We start from the raw sequence: 19198 nt of genomic DNA, 5'->3' as shown, positions 1-19198 counted from the left end.
AGCTGAACGGGTTCGAATCCCGCCAATACTACCTGGTAGTTTATGTTGGTTAAAACAAGCTATATAACATTGTTCGAATCAATGTACAACCACTTGAAGGAGGAGGGAAGGAATGGAATGCTAACCTTCAGTTTTTTAGATGCTTCTTCTTTTTCGCAAAGGTATCGTCAATCATTCCGGCTTCAAATAGTAAAGCCCTCACCTGGTCGTCTTTGATCTCATCTGCAGAATTAAAATACAATATATATACCTGCTTGCGCCCTTCGGCCAACAAGGCGCCATCTTCGTTGGACATTAAATTCCCCTGGCAGAATCCAAGTGACACACCTTTTTCTTTTGCAGCTTTATTTTTAGCTCCCAATACCACGGATGCTGGCCAGATAAAACAGATCATATGATGGTGTGAATAAAAAGGTACACCTTCTCCATAGTATCCTTTCTCAATCGCGGAGGGAAGACACTCCTGCACAAGCATACGGAGGCGTTTTACCATAGTCTGCTCAGCTTTTGGCAGGTTCAGAATCATTTCGTCAACGGTTTTTTGAGATGGCATGGAAATGAAGTTTTGCTGATAAAAAAAAATCAAATTTTAAGGAACATGCTACAGCTATATAGTATAAATGTTGGAGATTCGGAAACATATCTGTTATCGACTCAGCCTGTCGAGGGCTTCTTCCAATGTGCTTACAAATACAATCCGGTTTGACTTATTGCTTTCGTAAATGAAGTCGCGCAGACTCTTGCTTTGATATACCGAGAAGTCACCAACAATACCGAGACTCATGGAATAATTTACAATCTTTTGTAACAGTTCTCCGGCTACCCCGCTTTTCAGATCAAAGAATGATTCGTGTAAATTCTCTTTATACAAAACTATTTTTTCAGTGGGTAGGTTGAAAATAATATCGAGGAATAACTGAGGATTATCAATCACGGTTTCTTTGCTTGTAAAGACTGTAATCTGCTCTCCGTTTACTTCGTGCACGTAATGGTTGGTCATCGTTTTTCAGGTGTTGATACTAGTCTAATCTGCGTATGCAAATTTTATAGTACGCAGACCCAATACGAAAAGTTACAACGGTCTATGACCGGTTGGTCGCTTTTATTTTGGAATTCGGGTGCTAAAATTTATAGGTATAGCCCAAACGGATAACCTGGGTCTCATAATAATCAGTGCTTACATAATGGAATCCATCGCCCTGAATTTGTTTTTTTATCCGTAGCGTATTAGCAACATCGGTAGCATTCAAAAATACTTCGCCTTTGCCATTTTGAATGAGTCGCTTTATTCCCAGGTCAATATAGAAGCGCGAATATGTTTTTCCCTGCGGCACAACATCAGGTGCCATGTATACACTTGTGAACTGTATGTCATATTTTCCGGGCAAGTGAAAGAGCCCATTCAACTTTGCACTTCCGGATAAGATTTCCTGACGACCAGCCGTGAATGTATTTTCCTGTGGATATTTATTAACTACACGAAATGCCTCTATGATATTCTGGTAACCGTTCAGGTTAAGGTTAAACGTTGCCCATTGGTCTATGTTCTGTGAAAGTATAATTTCTATTCCGGTTGTATAACTGGCTCCTGCATTTTGAAATATATTGTATATAAGGTTGGACCCCGGAGCGGTGCTGGCGATGCGGGTGATTGTAGCGTCCATACGCTTATGATACAAGGCTGAGTATAGATAGCCATTGTCCCAATTTGCCTTGGATCCTAACTCAAAGGAATTTGTAAACTGCGGGCGAAGCCCGGGATTTCCAACCTTGATAATTTCAGCGTCATCATATTTGGGAAAGATCCGAATATCCACTTCATTGGGCCGATCCACCCTGCGATTGTAGAATAAGGAAAGTGTATAGTTGCTGTTAAGTTTGTACGCCAGCCGAAGGTTGGGAAACGGTTGCGTATAGTTGTAGCCACTGCCCTTATAGGTGCTATGGTCCGGGTTTACTTTATAGTATATATTTACATACTCAACGCGCAAACCGGCTTCGACTTCAAAATCCTTATTTTCGAAAATATAGTTGCCATATACAGCCGGGATTGCTTCTCTATAATTAGCCCAGCCGCCCGCCTTTACATCGAGCGGTGAATTTTGCCCAGGAATGAAACGCATATTCGTGGGTATATATCGGTTTCTGAATTTTACGCCAGTCTCAAATCTTCCATATTTCATTGGGCGAACGTAATCTATACTGAAATCTCCCACATGTTCGTCAGAAATAAGCTTAAAGGAATCGAGACCAATATAGGTAGGTAAAATATTGGTGAAGTAATACTTCTCATCCTCCCTGTGAAAGGTATAGTTAACGCCTACCGTCAGCAGCCGGCCGGGTTGTTTGAATTTATGCTGCCACGTAGCAACTTCCGTAACAGTCGTTTTTAATTCGTCTTCCAGAAATTGCCAAAGGCGCTGACGTTCGGACAAACTGCCATTGAAAAAAGGCTCATCCCCACGATCGAGTATCTTTTCACTGCTAAACAATCCCGATACCGTTATTGTATTCTGATCGTTCATATACCAGTCGAATCCTCCCTTGGCAGTTGCTATATTTGTTGTCCGGTTTCTTTTGGTTTGCTGCTTTACCGTATCACCATTATCATAGTACCTGTCTACAAACTCGTTTTTATTTAATGTCTTTGTATATAGATTATCGCCTTGTATGAAAAGATTTATTTTTTTCTTTCTATAATTGAGCGCTATAGAAGGATTGATCTTGGGAGTGTTTTGATACTGTGGTCGTATGGTCGGATAATTTTCTTTTTTGATCCACAACGCCCCCAATCCTGCGGAGAGCCCTGCCTTTCCGTTGAAGCCTTCCTTTACTTCTTTTTTATAGATGATGTTGATGATGCCCGCGTTGCCGTTAGCATCGTATTTGGAAGACGGATTGTTGATCACTTCGATTCTTTCAATGGCAGAAGCCGGTATATTGTCTAATGCTCGCTGGTTGCCAAACCCGGTCAGCGCGGTTTGCTTGCCATCCACAAGTACTACTACTTTATCGCTCCCGCGGAGTTGCACGGTACCCTCATCACTTACAGTAATGCCGGGGAGATTTTGCATGACTTGTAATAAAGACCCGCCACGCTGATTGATACCTTCTGCAACTGAAAATGTTTTTTTATCCAGTGTCTCCGCTACAGCATCTTGCTTTCCGGTAATGACGACTTCATTCAAGGAAGTTATAGTCTCTTCCAATTCGACTACACCAAGGTCAAGATATTCACTGAGTTTACCTACCAATACGGAGGTGTACTTCGTTTGGTAGCCGACATAAGAGATCTCGAGTATATAATTTCCGGGAAGGACTTTACTCAGGGTATACCGACCCTCTTCGTTTGCTATGGAACCGGATATAAATGTGCTGTCACGTTCTGATTTGAGGATAACGCCCACATAGGAGAGGGGGCGTTTCGAGACCTTGTCTTGCAGAATACCCGAAAGCGTAACACTTTTGACCTGGCCAAAGCAAAATAGCGGAAGTAAAAAAAGAAAGAGCAAAAAGTAAAATCGTTTCATAGCCTGATCTTCCGTACAAAAATCATCAGGAATTCTGAATACAAATTGAATTTTAGAAGGAATTCAGACGAAATGTAATTTAGCCACTGCGACAGTGGTGTTACGCACTGGTATTGCGCTTCACTTACAAAGGTGAGTATAGTAAGTCAGTGGTGGGAATAAAGAGCTGGCAGTCCGCTACAATGGATCCCACAAAAGCTTTAAAGTATTGAGTAGTGATATCTATAGCCTGCATTGAATAACAGGCTATAGATATATAGTTTGATTACTTCAGGTCCTGTGCACATCGAAAACCAATGTGAACCATCGAGGATTCCGGAGTAGAGGAGGACCTCCCGACAATTTGAAACCCATGGCATACCAGTGGATCACATAGAAATGATCCACCCCGTAATACACGTCTTACGGAAGGGTCAATCTCTTTATCCCGCCCGGTTGGTTCAATACTATCTTCACACCATTGCCATACATTGCCACCCATATCGGTGAGTCCAATCTTGCTCGCTCCGAACGCACCTACCGGTGACGTTGTAGCATAGCCATCTTCCACCGTATTGTGATAAGGAAAACTTCCCTGCCATGTATTGGCTTTATACTTTCCGCCTACAACGAGGTCTTCACCCCAGCTATATTGTTGTTGTGTACTCTCACCGTTTTTAGCAGCATGCTCCCATTCCCATTGTGTAGGCAAACGCTTGCCTTTCCATTTAGCATAGGCACGCGCATCGTTCCAAGACACCTGCGTTACCGGATGATCTGGCAATGCAGCCGGTTTATCTTTACCGAACGGATGGCGGAAGTCTGCGCCATCGATCAAGGTCCATTCACCGGTTTTAGCATCGAATATACCTGCATTTCCAAACTTCTCAGCTTCTGTAATATAGTGTGTCATTTTAATGAAGACTTCGAAGTCGGCAACCGTCACGAGATTTCTATCAAGAAGAAATGCTCTGATGTTTACTTTCGTGGCTGCTTTGCTGACCGGATCAATGGTGGACAACGTGCCGCCTTTTACTACCGACATCTCTTTGCTTATATAGTCTGGTATACCGCGGAATGATAAGAGTAATACAATTGCAAATATCTCGACACTAATCCATATATACTCCTTCACAAGCTTATGTATTATAACGTTCATGCTGATTATTTATTGGATGCAAGTTTTGCTTTGCGTTGTTGCGTGATATCACTGGCGCCTTCGCAGGATTGGACCGAAGTCACCTTGAATACAGAAGAGGATATAACTTTCTGGGCCGTAAGTGTTTTTTCATCCAGTTCGAGGAATCCGATTCCGTGATTGAATCGCTGTCCTTTACTCAACACCCAATGCAGGAATACACCAGCGGATCTGTTGGCTGAATTTTTACTGAACACAAAGTTTACGCGCTCAGTCACAAATTTACGATTATTGGTTTTTTCGATATAGCCTATAACCTCGTCCAGCGTAGCATATACTTTTTCATCTTTGTCCACTTTTCCATTTTCGTTCAGGTCAAGTGGAATGACTGCCAGCCCTTCAGATACTTTACGTGTTTTGATATCGTAAACAAACCCCAGGTTGTTAAACGATATACCATTCACATCATTTCGTACTGCATTCGCCAGGTCTTTATCATCGCCTTTTACACCGGTACCCTGTAAGGTTGCAGCATCGTTACCATAATGTTTGGCAAAGGTATGGGCTGCACATGCAGGTTTTTCGCGGGTATATAATGTGATTGGAGACTTAGCTTGTGACGAAGCAAACAGGTCGGGCGTACCGGATGTGAAGTATAGATTGTTAAAATCTTTTTCAGTAAATCCTTTTTCCTGAAGCGAAGCAAGATCGCCGCGCTTACTGTTTGCTACCGGCAACTGTACATAGCGGGCAATGGCAACGCCTTCTTTATTACCCTGAAAATCTTTGTCGGTAAGTCCGTAGGCAGCAATGTTAAAATCGATACTGTCAGCAGGTGCATTCGGTGCTATCGTTACTTTGATGTTCGGATATTCTTTGCTGAATTCTTCGATCCACTTATTCACCAATGGATAGGTGAGTCTTGTACCGCGAAGTTTAACAACACCTTGCTGTGTTTGTGCCGACACCAATGAACCGGTGAGCAACATAATGACGATGATGAGATTCTTTTTCATATAGTATAATTTTATATTTTGATATACTGTTACCTTTTATGCGTTGTGTTTTTATTTATCGTGTTTGCTCATATACCTTTATTCTGAATAAAAGCTGTTGCCAGTTTCTGTAGCTTCTCAACGATCTCGGGATATTTATCAGCTACATTTTTTTGTTCAGAAGGATCATTTTCAAGGTCGAATAATAATCCGGGTGCAGCATCATCACCCGTTTGTATCCCCGGGAACTGATGCGCTCTTGCCTGCTCGAACGGAGCCAGAATGGTTACGCCATCGGGACTGCGAGGATCAACCCATGTAGAGTCCGAAGGAAGCTTAGCCGACTCTGGCGAGTTAATGTGAAGTTTCCATTTACCACTTCGTACAGTTTGAAGTTTGTCTGTATAAAATGAAAAGAGTGCCTGGTGAGGTGTGTTGGCACGGGATGTTAATATTGGTGTGATATCACGACCATCCAATACTATTCCTTTCGGAAGTTTGATTCCGGCCAATACCCCTACCGTTGGAAATATATCAATGATGCCTGCTGGTTCATGACTTACGTGACCTGCGGGAATGTGACCTTTCCATCGTGCTATAAATGGTACACGTATACCACCTTCCCAGTTCTGTGATTTCATACCGCGCAATCCTCCGGAGCTTCCACCAAACCAGGGACCGTTGTCCGAAACAAAAATTACCAACGTGTTTTCATCAAGCCCTGTCTGTGCTAATTTTTTCATTACTTCCCCAACCGACCAATCAAGCTCACGCACCGCATCGGCATATAGATCGCCTTTCGTTTCAGGAGTATAGAACTCTTCCGATACAGCCATAGGTTTGTGCGGCATGGCGTGCGGCAGATATAGGAAGAACGGTTTATCTTTATTTTTGTCGATATACTCCAGCGCTTGTTGGGTATAGCGCTTTGTAAGTGTGGTTTGTACTACCGGATATTCTACAACCTTATCATTCTCCATCAACAGAACCGGGCGCATGTCATTTGAATAGGGTATACCATAATATTCATCAAATCCATGACGTGTTGGAAAGAAAGGAGGCTTGTGACCAAGATGCCACTTGCCTATAATTTTTGTTGCATACCCCGATGCCTTCAATGCTTCGCTTAACAGCAACTGGTTGTCCGCAATCCCTATAGCATCACCACCGCGATAGGTCTGGTAATTGTTTTGTGCTTTCTCAGGATTTGGATTGGAAGTTAAACCATGACGTATAGGATATAGCCCGGTAAGGAGAGAGGCCCGCGTAGGCGCGCAATAAGGCGTTGGTGCATAGAACTGTGTGAGTTTAGCACCTTCGGCTGCAAGCTTGTCAATATTGGGAGTTTCCCATTGGGTCTGTCCGAAAGAGGAGAGGTCCCCATACCCGAGATCGTCGGCCAGTATAATAATGATGTTCGGACCAGATATAGCACGCTTGGCAATGGGAGCCTGCGATAGCGCTGGACGTATTTGCAGGCAGCCAAATATACTGGATAGTATAAAAAAGATTCTGTAACTAAATCTGCTCACATGTATTATCGATCTTTTCATAGAGGTGGTTGCAATGAATATATATGTATACTGGAATCCGTTAAAGCTTAGATACCCTGGATGACCAGGGTATCTATCCATAGGTTTATTTTTTGGCTTGTTGTGCCTGCTGACGTTGCTGTAATTCTTTGTAGCGTCCGGCCGCATATTCAATATCAATCAGTGGATATATATTATACTTGGCTGCCTCGGTATCGAACAAATCCTTGAGCTCCTTTAGCTTTTCAGGATACTTCTGTGCAAGGTTGGTACGCTCGTTAAAATCTTCATTCAGATTATAGAGTTCCCATACTTCTGTATCCGGATTGTTCTCCAATGTGGTCTTGGGTTCATCTGCATAGGTAAATAGATCCAGCGAGTTCGGTCTGTGTGCAGCACCGGCTTTCCATCCGTCTTTATAGATTGCCCGGTTTCCGAAGATGCAATAGTATTGTTGTGTATGGCGCGATGCAGCACCTTTATCAAGTATAGAATATACCAGGCTGGTGCCATGCAATGGATCTTGCTTAACACCTCGGATTGTTTCAGGTTGCTTCACACCAGTGAGCTCTGCAATGGTAGGGTATAGATCTATGAGATGCGTATATTGATTGCGAATACCTCCTTTGTCTGTAACAGCTTTCGGGAAATATACAATGAGTGGATTGTGCGTTGCGCCTTCAGCATTCGCATCACTCTTCCAGAATTTGAAAGGCGTGTTGGTTGCCTGCGCCCAGCCGAGTGGATAGTTTGCTACCGTGGCAACTTCTTTTCCACCAATCTTATCATATTCACTAAGTATAAATTTCCGATAATCATCGCGCTTGATGTTATCTATACCAAAGCGAATGGATTTCGTGGTGACACCATATTCCAGGCCTTCTTTACTTCCTCCATTGTCGCCAATGATTGCAAAGACAACGGTGTTCTCAAGCTGACCGCTTGTCTTCAAGTGCTTGAGCAGACGCCCTATTTCATAGTCGGTATACTCCAGGAAACCTGCGTATACTTCCATGAACCGTGCATATAGCTTCTTCTCGTCTGCCGGCAGATCTTTCCATGCCTTCAGGTATGCATTGAGCGGTGGCAGTTGTGCATTGGCCGGTATAACACCGAGTTTCTTTTGATTGGCAAATACTTTCTCACGGTATACATCCCATCCTTCATCAAATTTACCTTTGTATTTGTCAGACCATTCACGATCTACCTGGTGTGGAGCATGACCTGCCCCGGTAGCATAGTATAAAAAGAATGGCTTCGATGGAGCAAGTTCTTTCTGCTTGCTGATATAGCTGATCGCTTTATCCGTAAGTAAAGCATTCAAATGTCTGCCGTCAGGTTTGATATGTTGATTGTCTTCTACTAGGTCAGGCTTATACTGATCCGTTGCACCTCCAAGAAAACCATAGTTATGATCAAACCCTTTTCCGGAAGGCCAACGGTCGAAAGGACCGAGGTCTGTATTTTCATCATCGGGAGTAAGATGCCATTTGCCTAGTTGATAGGTGCTATATCCGTTTTCGTGTAGCACCTCTGCTATTGTTCCTTTCTCGGGTTGGATATGTCCGTTATACCCTGGGAAATCTGCAGAGAGATAATAATGCGGAAACAACCCCATGCCTACTGAATGGTGGTTTCTTCCTGTGAGCAATGCTGCACGTGTAGGGGAGCATATACCGGCTGTATGAAAATTGGTATAGCGCAGACCTTGGTTGGCCAGTGTATCCAGATTTGGCGTGTGGATCAATCCGCCAAACGCACTGGTAGCACCATACCCGACATCATCCAGCAAGATCAGTAATACATTGGGCGAGCCTGCAGCAGCTTTCTTCAGGTACTCAACTTTATAGGGCTGTGAATCTTTTACTGACTTGCTGATTTTCCCTTGCTGGCTATAGGCCGATGGTAGCAGTGTTACTGTCAACAGTAACGATACTGCTATTTTCAGCCGCGTATAGCGAGGCGTGAATTGTGAGAATTTTTTCATGGGTTGTTGGAAGAAGTTTTATCTGTTTTATAGGTATAATTAGGTGAGACCAAGTTTTGATTCTCTGCGAACCGGTTCGAGCACTACCCGTTCCGTTGTAGCGGCTTCTTCTGCTATAGGGTCCTCCTGTACCATAGGTCCGTCTGCGGATAATTCGCTGCCTGCTTTCTTCGACTTGAAAATAGGCCACATGAATTGTGCGTACCACTCTTCTTTCTGGTAATGCTTTATGCCATACGCGGTTGGGTATTTGCGTGTGATGATGCCTGTACCGAAAATGATATCCCACAGGAAAAACATATTGCCGAAGTTTCCTTTATAGTGCCCTATACCATCATCGTTTGTATCAGCATGATGTGCGTGGTGCGTTGCTGGTGTTGAGATGAGGCGTTCCAAAACCCAGGCAATGGGGTGTAGCCATTTCTTTTCATAAAAAGGTTTATCCCAGGGAATGCTGGAATGTGCCAGTGTAGTGATGATTGATTTGATACCTTTTACAAACAGGGCTGGGTAACCAAGGCCTACATATACCAATGCCGTGGTAAGGTATGTCTGTGAAAAAAATATAGTATAGATGATATTCTGTCGTCCGGCCATTGCCATGCCCATATAGGGCGCAGAGTGGTGCGTTCGATGGAACCGCCAGAGGAATGGTACTTCATGATGCAAACGGTGATACCAGTATTGCGTCAAATCATCCGCGATACAGAGAATAAAAAAGCCCCACCAGAAGGGTACCCATTCAAACGCTGCTTTAAAACCGGGTAAAGCCAGTGGTAAGAATTTCAAACCGAAGTATGCTACCAATGGGCGTACAACAATTTTTGGAACAGTATAGCATACGATATCCAGTATACGTTCATTCTTGTCCCAGTGTTTTTTATAGAGACCCAATGAAAACTCAACGATACCCAGTAAGAGTACCAGCACAGGTAAACCCCACGTGCTCAGGTTTTGAAAAAGTGCTTCAAAAAACTTGATCATATATAGTTGGATTTAGGGTTGATATTATTTTCGGATAACCTGATGCGTTGGTGCTTTCTTTTCCCACGGTCTTTCACCCGACAGGTAAAACGTCAGCAGCATTAGCACTATTGGCAAAGCGTAAATGAAGAGGCTCAGAAGTATGTTTCTGAATATCCTGTTTGCAATATGCGGTTCAATTTTCATATAGGATGTTGGTATATAGTTTTGAGTATATAGTTTTACTTATAATGTTAGCTCAGTAATTTTTGCGTGAGCCACAAGCCACCGAAAAGGATAATGAAGGGGACAAGCGTTACAAGAATCCCGACCAGGATCTTTTTTGCGAGTGTTGTTACATCTGAAAGTGTCATGTTATTTTTTTTATCAGAGTATATTTTGAGAACCAGTTTTTGTCCCGGTCCTACATTTAGAATGATTACTTGCTTCCGAGCGAGAGAGGCTGGTCTTTACTATTCTCCACCAATACGCTGTTCACTTTTCCCGTAAAGGCGAAAGGACCTTTATAGCGATCAGATACTTGTGTGATATAGTCTTTGCCAACATTGATCTCGTCCGTATTGCGAATGTTGGCTTGTGCCTTGACAATCGGAGCTTCGGCTACTTTTACATCATTGATGTAAAGGGCCTGCGTACCCGCAGCATCGGTTGGCTCTTTAGCTTCTTTATAGGTGAGTATATATTTCAGCTTTACTTTTCCGGCTGGTACGGGCTTGTCTGAAACCAGGTGCGTGAGCTTTGCCCCGGTGTTGTTGGCAGCCTGTAACTTTCCATCTTTAATGAACAAACTCACACCCCCAAAGCGGCCACCCAAAGCAAAGAGTACTCCCTCACTACCTTTTAATACTTCCGCATCTGCGGTAATGGTATAGGAGCGATAGGGGACAATGGGGCTGGCTATACCAAAGACTTCTCCGGCTTCCGGATAGAATACCGTAGCGCTTTGTTCGTTTCGCTGGTATAGTGGATTATAATCGAGTTCTTTTTCGGTTCCATCTTTCAAGGGATATATATTATACTTTGCAGCTTCCCTGTCGAATAGTTCGCGCAGCTCTTTCAACTTCTCCGGATTTTTATCGGCCAGATCAAAGCGTTCATTGTAATCTTCATTCAGGTTATAGAGTTCCCATTTGTCGGTACTGAAATCTTCGCCTTTCTTATGGAGTGTTCCAGCTTTCCACCCATCTTTATAGATAGACCGGGACCCCATGATTTCGTAATGCTGAACAACGTGACGTGATGGTGAAGCCGGATTGTTTATGCTATAGGCGAGGCTTGTTCCTTCGATAGGTTCCTGTCTGTATCCATTGATGATCGATGGTACCTGCGCTCCGGTAAGATCGAGCGTAGTAGGAAGTATATCGATCACGTGGCTATATTGATTACGAATGCCACCTTTTTCAGATATACCTTTCGGATAGAAAACGATCAGCGGATTACGAGTGCCTCCTTCAGAGTTGGCATCCTGCTTCCAGTATTTGAAAGGTGTGTTTGCGGCCATAGCCCAACCCAATGGATAGTTTGGCTTTGACGCTTCGGTACCGATCAGGTTTATGTCTGCTATATTTTGCTGCAGACGCTGCGCTTCGGTTTGTGCCGGGTCGTTGGTATTTACTACACCGACAAACGTTCCTTCCTTACTCGCACCATTATCGCCTACCGATACAACGATCAGCGTATTCTCAAGCTGCCCTGTCTTGCGTATAAAGTTTATAATGCGTCCGATCTCATAGTCGGTTTGTGTAACGAAGCCCGCATATACTTCCATGAAACGTGCATATAGCTTCTTCTCATCCGTGGATAATGTATTCCATTCTTTTATACCAGGATTACGCGCTGGCAATACAGTTCCCTTCGGAACAACGCCCAATGCAATTTGCCGTGCGAGTACATCTTCGCGGTATTTATCCCATCCACCATCAAATTTACCTTTATACTTATCAGACCATTCTCTGGCAACCTGGTGTGGAGCATGGCCAGCGCCAGGTGTCAGGTATAGGAAGAAAGGTTTTGATGCATCGACTGTTTTTTGCTCTGCTATATATCCGATTGCTTTATCGGCCAGGCGTGTGTTGAAATGTTTTCCGTCAGAAGCCGGTTCTACTTTACGTGTGTCTTCCCATAGAGTAGGGTGCCATTGATCCGTTGATCCTCCCAGAAATCCATAGAAGTGATCGAACCCGCAGCCAGTAGGCCAACGGTTGAATGGACCGATAGCCGTTGCATCGGAGGGAGGCGTAAGATGCCACTTGCCCACAGCATAGGTGTTGTATCCATTCTCACGAAGTATCTCTGCAATGGTTGCTTTCTCCAATGGCATATAGCCATCATACCCCGGTGTACCAATCGCAGTTTGTGGAAATAGTCCCATGTGTACCGAATGAGAATTTCTTCCGGTGAGCAATGCAGCACGCGTAGGGGAACAGATGGCTGTAGTATGGAAGTTAGTATAGCGGAGCCCGTTGTTGGCAAGGCTATCGAGTGTAGGTGTTTTAATGAGACCACCAAATGTACTGATCGCACCATAACCTACATCATCCAGTAAGATCCAGACTACATTGGGTGCATTTTGTGGAGCCTTCTTTTTTTCAGGCCACCAGGCTTTTGTCTCTGCAAGATTGCGCCCGATTTTACCTTGATAAGGTTGTGAAGGACTATGCTGTCCTGCAGCATGCTTCGCGAAAGTCCCGACAAGAATCAAAGTAGTAAAAATTCTTGCGTACTGTTTGAAAGAAGAGGAAACGGTCATACTGTTTTGTTTAGCGTTGTTAACCGGAAGCCTGGTGGACAACTTCCCTTTTAATTAAAGATCACGTATATACTATATAGATATAGCTATTAGTGATCCGATTTTTTAGTACCCGGGATTTTGATTATCCCGAAGGCTGGCATTCAATTCAATTTCCTGTTGCGGTATAGGATGTAGTCTGTGTTTATCTTCCGCGTTGACTTTGCCAGAGGCACGAAGCGTCTTCACAAAAATGGAATTGCCATCTGCATCTTTCTGACGTACGAGATCAAACCAGCGCTGATATTCGAATACAAGTTCAAGCCTGCGATCCAGGTATAGCGAATCACGGAACTGTGCTTGTGTTAATCCTTCGGTCAGGTCATCAAGTCCTGCTCTGTTCCGTACTTTATTAAGCGAGCTATAGGCTTTTGCTGTCGGGCCATTCAATTCGTTTTCCGCTTCAGCGTGGATCAGAAGTAATTCTGCATAGCGAATGATTGCCACATTGGCTGCCGACTCACTGGTAACTGCTGTTGAGTTAGGGTCCCACGTTTTGTTGAAGTAAGGTATAGAATCAAGTTTACTCCCCTTGATGGCCGGGTCATTCAATGCTCCGTAACGTTTACCATTGGTAGGACTTTTAAAATTAGTTACGAACGTTACGTCTCTTCTTTTATCTTTTGAAGTATATAGTTTAAAGACACTGAAGAACTTGTCTTTACCTCCGGGTTTGGAAGCATCGTCTACCGTATAGAACCATACTTGGTCAGCATAGGAACCTGCGAGCCCTGGAACCTGTGTTCTGATTGATCTCGGGTTTTGATTGTTGCCTTGTGTGAGATAGCTTGAGCTTGATCCGGATTTGAACTGTGCCGAAAATATATGTTCGGAGTTATTTTTATAGGCAGGTAGAAATACTCTTGAGTAATCGCTTTGCAGCGCATAGCCAAATGTACCCGTACCACCGTCTGCTGGTGATAACGCTTGCTCAGCGGTCGTTACAGCGTCTTCATAATGCGCAGTAAGGTTCAATGGGAGTGAAGCTTTTGTTAGATATACTTTTGATAGCAACGCGAGTGCAGCACCTTTTGTAGCCCTTCCTACATCCGGTGATACATAGGAATCAGGCAGTACACTTGCTGCATCTTTCAAGTCCTGTTCAATCTGTGCATATACTTGCGCAGAAGGTGTTCGTTCAATGGCATAGTCCGTTGATGTTACACCGGTTTGTACACCCTTGATGAGCGGAACATCGCCGTATAGTCTTACAAGATTGAAATACCATAAGGCTCTGAGAAATTTAGCTTCACCGATCAATCTTGTTTTAAGCGTTTCACTGAAATTGATAGTAGGTATTTTCTCAATTGCTAAATTTGCTTTGCGTACTGCTGCATAGTGCTGTTGCCACAACTCATATACCCGGAGGTTGGAAGATGTATGCAACAGGTTGGCCATAGAACGAACGTCCGGGTTCGTTGCACCAGGTCCTGGAAATTCATCGTCGGCTTCAAAGTTAAGGCCGGTGTTGAATAATGTATTATAGGGCGTTTGTACGGCATTACCTCCTGCGTTTAATAAATAGTATACCGCGTTCACGGCATTGATAGCATCGGCCTCGGTGTTATAGTAACTATCCGTGGCGATAAAACCTTCCGGATCTTCTTCCAGAAATTTGCTGCATGAAACGAAAGCAAAGAGTATAGTTCCCGTTAATGCTATATATTTTAAGGACTTCATATGAGCTTGTTTACAAGTATATAGTTGATTGATTGGTGCGGTTGCTTAGAATGTAAGGCTAACTCCACCCAATATTGATTTGGAATTTGGATATACACCGTTGTCGATACCCCGGTTTATCAAAGACTGCCCCGAGAAGCTGGCTTCGGGATCATACCCGGTATAATCTGTTTTTGTCCAGAGATTTTGGGCTGAACCATAGATCCGCAGGCCTTGTATTTTTATCCGTGCAGTCCATGCTTTCGGAAATGTATACCCGATTGTTACATTCTTTAACCGCAGGTACGAAGCGTTTTCGATGAAGCGATCTGATATAGTAACAGCCGGGTCCTGGTATGCTTCTTTAACATCAGTATCAGTATTGGTTGCACTGTAGCGGTTCAGCATATCTTTTGAACCATTGTAGTATCCTGTACCCAGCTCCAGGGTAGCACGGTTATTATTATATAGCTTGGCACCCAGTGAAGATTGAAAGAATATAGTCAGATCTATATCTCCGACCGGAGTCTTGTATTTTATTGTATTGGTCAATCCAAGATTTATACCCGGCTGATTCTTGATAATAACACGATCATAAGTTTGTGTAATAACACCATCGGGTACTCCGTTCGGTCCACTGATATCTTTATACTTTTGTCCACCTGCTGTTTTATCAGCTTGAGGAGTAAGCGCAGTTGATCCTGCTTCTTCCGGTTTTATCAAACCATCCGTCTGGTATACCAGGAAAGAACCTACTGGTGCGCCCACCTGTAATACAGAAGGCTGACTGATGTTGGGTATAATCCGATCTATACCGGCACCAAGGTCTGTGATTTTGTTCGAGTTTTTCGAGAATACAAAAAGCGTGTTCCAGGTTAACTTGCTACCGCGGAGGGTTTGTGCATTTACAGCCACTTCTACACCTTTGTTTTCTACAGCCCCTATATTTTGGTAAATGGTAGAAGCCTGGCTTGTATTTGTAGAAGGATCATAATAAGAAAGTCCTGAAGAGCCCGGCACTGATGCGTTCAACAGCAAGTCAGTAGTTTTCTTCTGATAGTAATCCGCTACTATATTTACCCGATTGTCGAACAGACCGAGATCTATACCAATGTTGGTTTGAAAAGTTTGTTCCCAACCAAGATTCGGATTGTTTACAGAGTTAGGGGCATAGCCTTGCACCGTTGCGTTGGAGAAGTTGTAGCGGTATGGAGCAATCTGCGATATAGAAGAGTACGGTACAATGCCTTGGTTTCCGGTTACACCAGCACTGAGGCGCAGTTTAAGAATACTGATTTCCTGTATATCTTCAAGAAAGCTCTCCTCGTTCAGATTCCAACCCAATGCCGCAGATGGAAAGTATCCCCATTTATTACCACCACCAAACCGCGATGAACCGTCTGCGCGTAGGGTTACCGTTAGCAAATACTTTTCGCGTAGTATATAGTTTATCCGGCCAAGAAAGGAAGCCAACTGCCAGGAAGATGCAAATGAACCTGGCGTTCTGGTGCCTGTCCCATTCTGCAATGCATTATAGGTAAGATCATCAAATGCAAATGTAGCGGCAGAAGCTACTTCACCTTTGGTATCAGAAGCTTGCGCTGTAAAACCTACTACTGCATTTATATTATGGATGCCGTTGAATATTTTGGAATAAGAAAGCGTATTCTCATTCAGCCAGCTAATGGTATTGGATGTACCAATGGTAGCGATACCCCCTGTACCCACGCCTCCTGACGGATTTCCTTCGTAGGTACTGTTTGGTAAATACCGGTTTTGTTTGTTGAGGACTATATCGGTACCCAACAATACTTTGAATGATAGTTCTTCAGTAAGTTTATATTCGCCTGCTACATTGGCAAGAAATCGTGTTGTACGGCTTTCGTTAATCTGGTTCAGCAGCGAGTTGATTGGATTTTGTAACGGTGAATCCGTAGAGGTATTCCGGACAAAGTTTCCGAGTGTATCATATACGGGTATAGCAGGAGAGGTGAGGAGCAGGTTCGGTACAATAGCCTGCGGCGCAACACTTCCTATAGTATAGCTTCCCGTGATATAGGATGTAAATGTAAAACGCTCGTTGATGTCATGTTCTACGTTAATGCGTGCAGCGTAGCGATCAAACCCTGTGTTCCGAAGTATACCTTCCTGTTTGAAATAGTTTCCTGAAAAGGCAATTCCTGTTTTGTCGGAACCCGTCAGTATAGAAAGACTATGGCTTTGAATAGGAGCCTCTGTAAAGGCGGCACCTTGCCAATCAGTGCCAGCGCCTGTCGTATCGTAATTAAATGTACCGGATGCAGGCAGCGTTGCTGCTTTACCATTTGGTGTGTTTGCATACGCTTCCTTTCTCAACTCCCACCATTCACGTGCATTTAGTACGGGTATAGTACGGATTACTTTTTGTACGCCATAGTAGCCATCGTAATGTATAGATGACTTTCCACCTTTACTTCCTTTTTTTGTAGTGACTATAATAACACCGTTCGCTCCACGTGAACCATAGATCGCGGTAGCCGATGCATCTTTTAAAACATCGATCGACTCTATATCCGAAGGACTGATCGTTGACAGTGGATTTAGCTTGGGACCGTCTGTTACACCTGCATCGTTAATGCTATAGTCATTGTTGATTGGAAAGCCGTCAATGACATATAGTGGATCGGACACTGCAGTAATCGAGTTGTTACCACGGATCTGTATACTTACACCACCTCCGGGCTGGCCACTGGTTTGTGTAACCTGTACCCCGGCCGTTGCCCCTTGCAGCAATCGCTCTGGAGAACTCACCGGTTGTGCTTTAAGCTCTGCAGGCACGGATGCGACCGAACCCGTGATATCTTTTCGCTTTACTTCGCCATAGCCGATAACCACAATTTCATTTAGTATATTTTCAATCTGCAGCGTGATGTCAGTTGATTCTTCGGTCAGTTCGTAGATTTCGATCTCTTGTTGTTTATAGCCTACCAGATTTACCTGAAGTATAAATGGAAATTCCTTTGCCGGAGCAATCGAGAAATTTCCTTCGGTGTCTGTTACAGCGTATGATGATGTTCCCTTCAGTACAATGGTGGCGCCAGGTAAAGGATCTCCGCCCTCATCCTTAATAGAACCGGCAAGCTTCTCTTGTGCGAAAGCAAACCCTGCCAGGGAAAGTGTAAAGAATGACGTGAGTAGAAATTTTTTCATGTTTATAAAAGGTTAAAGGATTCCCGGGCTACTCATTTTATGAGCAGCAAAGGACACGTTGTATGGAGTTGTTAAAGTTGTTAGGTTACTGGGCAGCCGCGCGTTGCAGGAATTTTTCTTTCTCCGCTTCGAAGCGTTTGATCTCAGGTTTCAGATAACCGAATGCGTGAAGATCTTCCTGCGCATTGTCGATAATCCAGAGCAGGAATTTCAAAGCATCCGGATTCGTACTGATTTTACTCAGTGATATATGTAAGTATTCGATTGGAACGTTTTTTACTTTATCATCTTCGAGTCGTGTAATAACAGTCTCCAGGTCATCGAATATCTTTTCATCATTGGATATGCGCCCGTTTTCGTCGAGGTCTACCGGTAGAACAGAAAGACCGTCCAAAGGCTTACGTGTTTTCGGATTGTATAAAAGTCCCAGCGTGCCATAGGAAACTCCGGTGGAGTCTTTTAGCAATGCTTTGATCAGGTGTTCATCTGCCCCCGCGATTGCCTTACCGGAAATGTTTTGTTGTTCATATCCGAAATACCGCGCGAATGTTACCGGTGCCCCGGCTTTTTGTAAACGGGTGTATATAGTATAAGGAGCTTTTATCTCCTGCTTTTTATCCTTGTCAGCCAGTATATCGTGGAAGTATAATTGCTTGATCAAGGCATTTGTCAAGCCTTTATCATGGTATGTTTTTGCGAACGCGGAAGAAGCATTGGCCACTGGTAATAATGCATAGCGCCCTATATATAGATAGTCACGCGTTTCTTTTATCGCTCTTTCAGGTTCGTAAGCTTCAATTAAAAGATCGTATTTGGTAGGATCTGTTGTTGTACGTGTTTCAATGCTAATGGAAGCTGATGGGTTAACAGCTTTATAGTCCTGGATCCATTTCTCTATCAGTGGATATGCGAAGCGTACCCCGGTAACAATTACTTTATTTGAAGAAGTTTCCTGTGCAAACGATGCGCTGGCCATGAGCAACAGGAAGTAAGCTACCAATATGGAGATGAAAGATTTCATGAATAATAAGAAGTATAGATGTAAATGATCAGAAATTGGTGGCTACGGAGTACACCGTTACTTTAAGGAATTTCCACCAAAAATTCATTAAGACCAGTGTACCCGGAACCATATATAGTATAGAATGCTTATCGGAAGATAAGATAGCGAGCGCAGAAGGCTCAGCACATGCGGCAACAACAACAACTACAGTTGTAGTGAGTCAGTCTAAATGTATTTTCCGGCAATGGAAAATCCCTGCATGAAAAATCGTTCGTTTTCATTACTTTGATTTTATAGTTCCAAACTAAACTTGGCAGGCTTGAGCACCTTGTCTTTGGTGGAGACTGGTTGCCAGAAGTTCATTGAGCCTGTTCTCTCCCTTCTTCGCTATAAAAACAATCTGGTGGGAATTGA

General features: G+C 43.6%; 12 protein-coding genes and 1 riboswitch. All 12 genes read right to left on the bottom strand.

All coding sequences use genetic code 11. The annotated features are described in order from the left end of the window. Window positions 1-127: 127 nt before the first annotated feature. On the bottom strand, window positions 128-553 hold the full coding sequence (locus B5Y40_RS22575) for a DUF1801 domain-containing protein (RefSeq protein WP_079689096.1): 426 nt from the start codon (window positions 551-553) through the stop codon (window positions 128-130). Between the two features lie 93 nt (window positions 554-646). After that, a complete protein-coding gene (locus tag B5Y40_RS22570; protein WP_079689095.1) occupies window positions 647-1000 on the bottom strand; it encodes a DUF4180 domain-containing protein in 354 nt (117 codons plus the stop codon). A 121-nt stretch (window positions 1001-1121) separates the two neighbouring features. Further along, the gene (locus tag B5Y40_RS22565) at window positions 1122-3530 is read right to left on the bottom strand and encodes a TonB-dependent receptor domain-containing protein (protein WP_079689094.1); all 2409 of its coding nucleotides are present in this window, start codon (window positions 3528-3530) and stop codon (window positions 1122-1124) included. A gap of 265 nt (window positions 3531-3795) precedes the next feature. Next, the gene (locus B5Y40_RS22560; RefSeq protein WP_079689093.1) at window positions 3796-4668 is read right to left on the bottom strand and encodes an SUMF1/EgtB/PvdO family nonheme iron enzyme; all 873 of its coding nucleotides are present in this window, start codon (window positions 4666-4668) and stop codon (window positions 3796-3798) included. A 5-nt stretch (window positions 4669-4673) separates the two neighbouring features. Next, window positions 4674-5663 (bottom strand): type 2 periplasmic-binding domain-containing protein, encoded by a 990-nt coding sequence (locus tag B5Y40_RS22555; RefSeq protein ID WP_079689092.1) that lies wholly within the window; start codon window positions 5661-5663, stop codon window positions 4674-4676. 68 nt (window positions 5664-5731) lie between these two features. Further along, window positions 5732-7195, bottom strand: a complete 1464-nt coding sequence (locus tag B5Y40_RS22550) for a sulfatase family protein (protein WP_143785885.1) — start codon at window positions 7193-7195, stop codon at window positions 5732-5734. 85 nt (window positions 7196-7280) lie between these two features. Next, window positions 7281-9161: an arylsulfatase gene (locus B5Y40_RS22545; RefSeq protein ID WP_079689090.1), complete on the bottom strand. Its 1881-nt coding sequence runs from the start codon at window positions 9159-9161 to the stop codon at window positions 7281-7283. A gap of 39 nt (window positions 9162-9200) precedes the next feature. After that, the gene (locus B5Y40_RS22540; RefSeq protein WP_079689089.1) at window positions 9201-10145 is read right to left on the bottom strand and encodes a sterol desaturase family protein; all 945 of its coding nucleotides are present in this window, start codon (window positions 10143-10145) and stop codon (window positions 9201-9203) included. Window positions 10146-10563: 418 nt separating this feature from the next. Beyond that, a complete protein-coding gene (locus B5Y40_RS22535; RefSeq protein ID WP_079689309.1) occupies window positions 10564-12894 on the bottom strand; it encodes an arylsulfatase in 2331 nt (776 codons plus the stop codon). Between the two features lie 105 nt (window positions 12895-12999). Then, window positions 13000-14613 carry a RagB/SusD family nutrient uptake outer membrane protein gene (locus tag B5Y40_RS22530; protein WP_079689088.1) on the bottom strand — a complete coding sequence of 538 codons (1614 nt, stop codon included), beginning with the start codon at window positions 14611-14613 and terminating at the stop codon, window positions 13000-13002. 45 nt (window positions 14614-14658) lie between these two features. After that, window positions 14659-17781 (bottom strand): SusC/RagA family TonB-linked outer membrane protein, encoded by a 3123-nt coding sequence (locus B5Y40_RS22525; protein WP_079689087.1) that lies wholly within the window; start codon window positions 17779-17781, stop codon window positions 14659-14661. A gap of 85 nt (window positions 17782-17866) precedes the next feature. Further along, a complete protein-coding gene (locus B5Y40_RS22520) occupies window positions 17867-18802 on the bottom strand; it encodes a hypothetical protein (RefSeq protein WP_079689086.1) in 936 nt (311 codons plus the stop codon). Between the two features lie 270 nt (window positions 18803-19072). Further along, a riboswitch (SAM riboswitch) is annotated at window positions 19073-19180 on the bottom strand. Window positions 19181-19198: the final 18 nt, after the last annotated feature.

This window comes from Ohtaekwangia koreensis (assembly GCF_900167975.1).
In the GTDB taxonomy this organism is placed as follows: Bacteria; Bacteroidota; Bacteroidia; order Cytophagales; family Cyclobacteriaceae; genus Ohtaekwangia; species Ohtaekwangia koreensis.
This window is presented reverse-complemented; position numbering and strand designations above follow the sequence as displayed.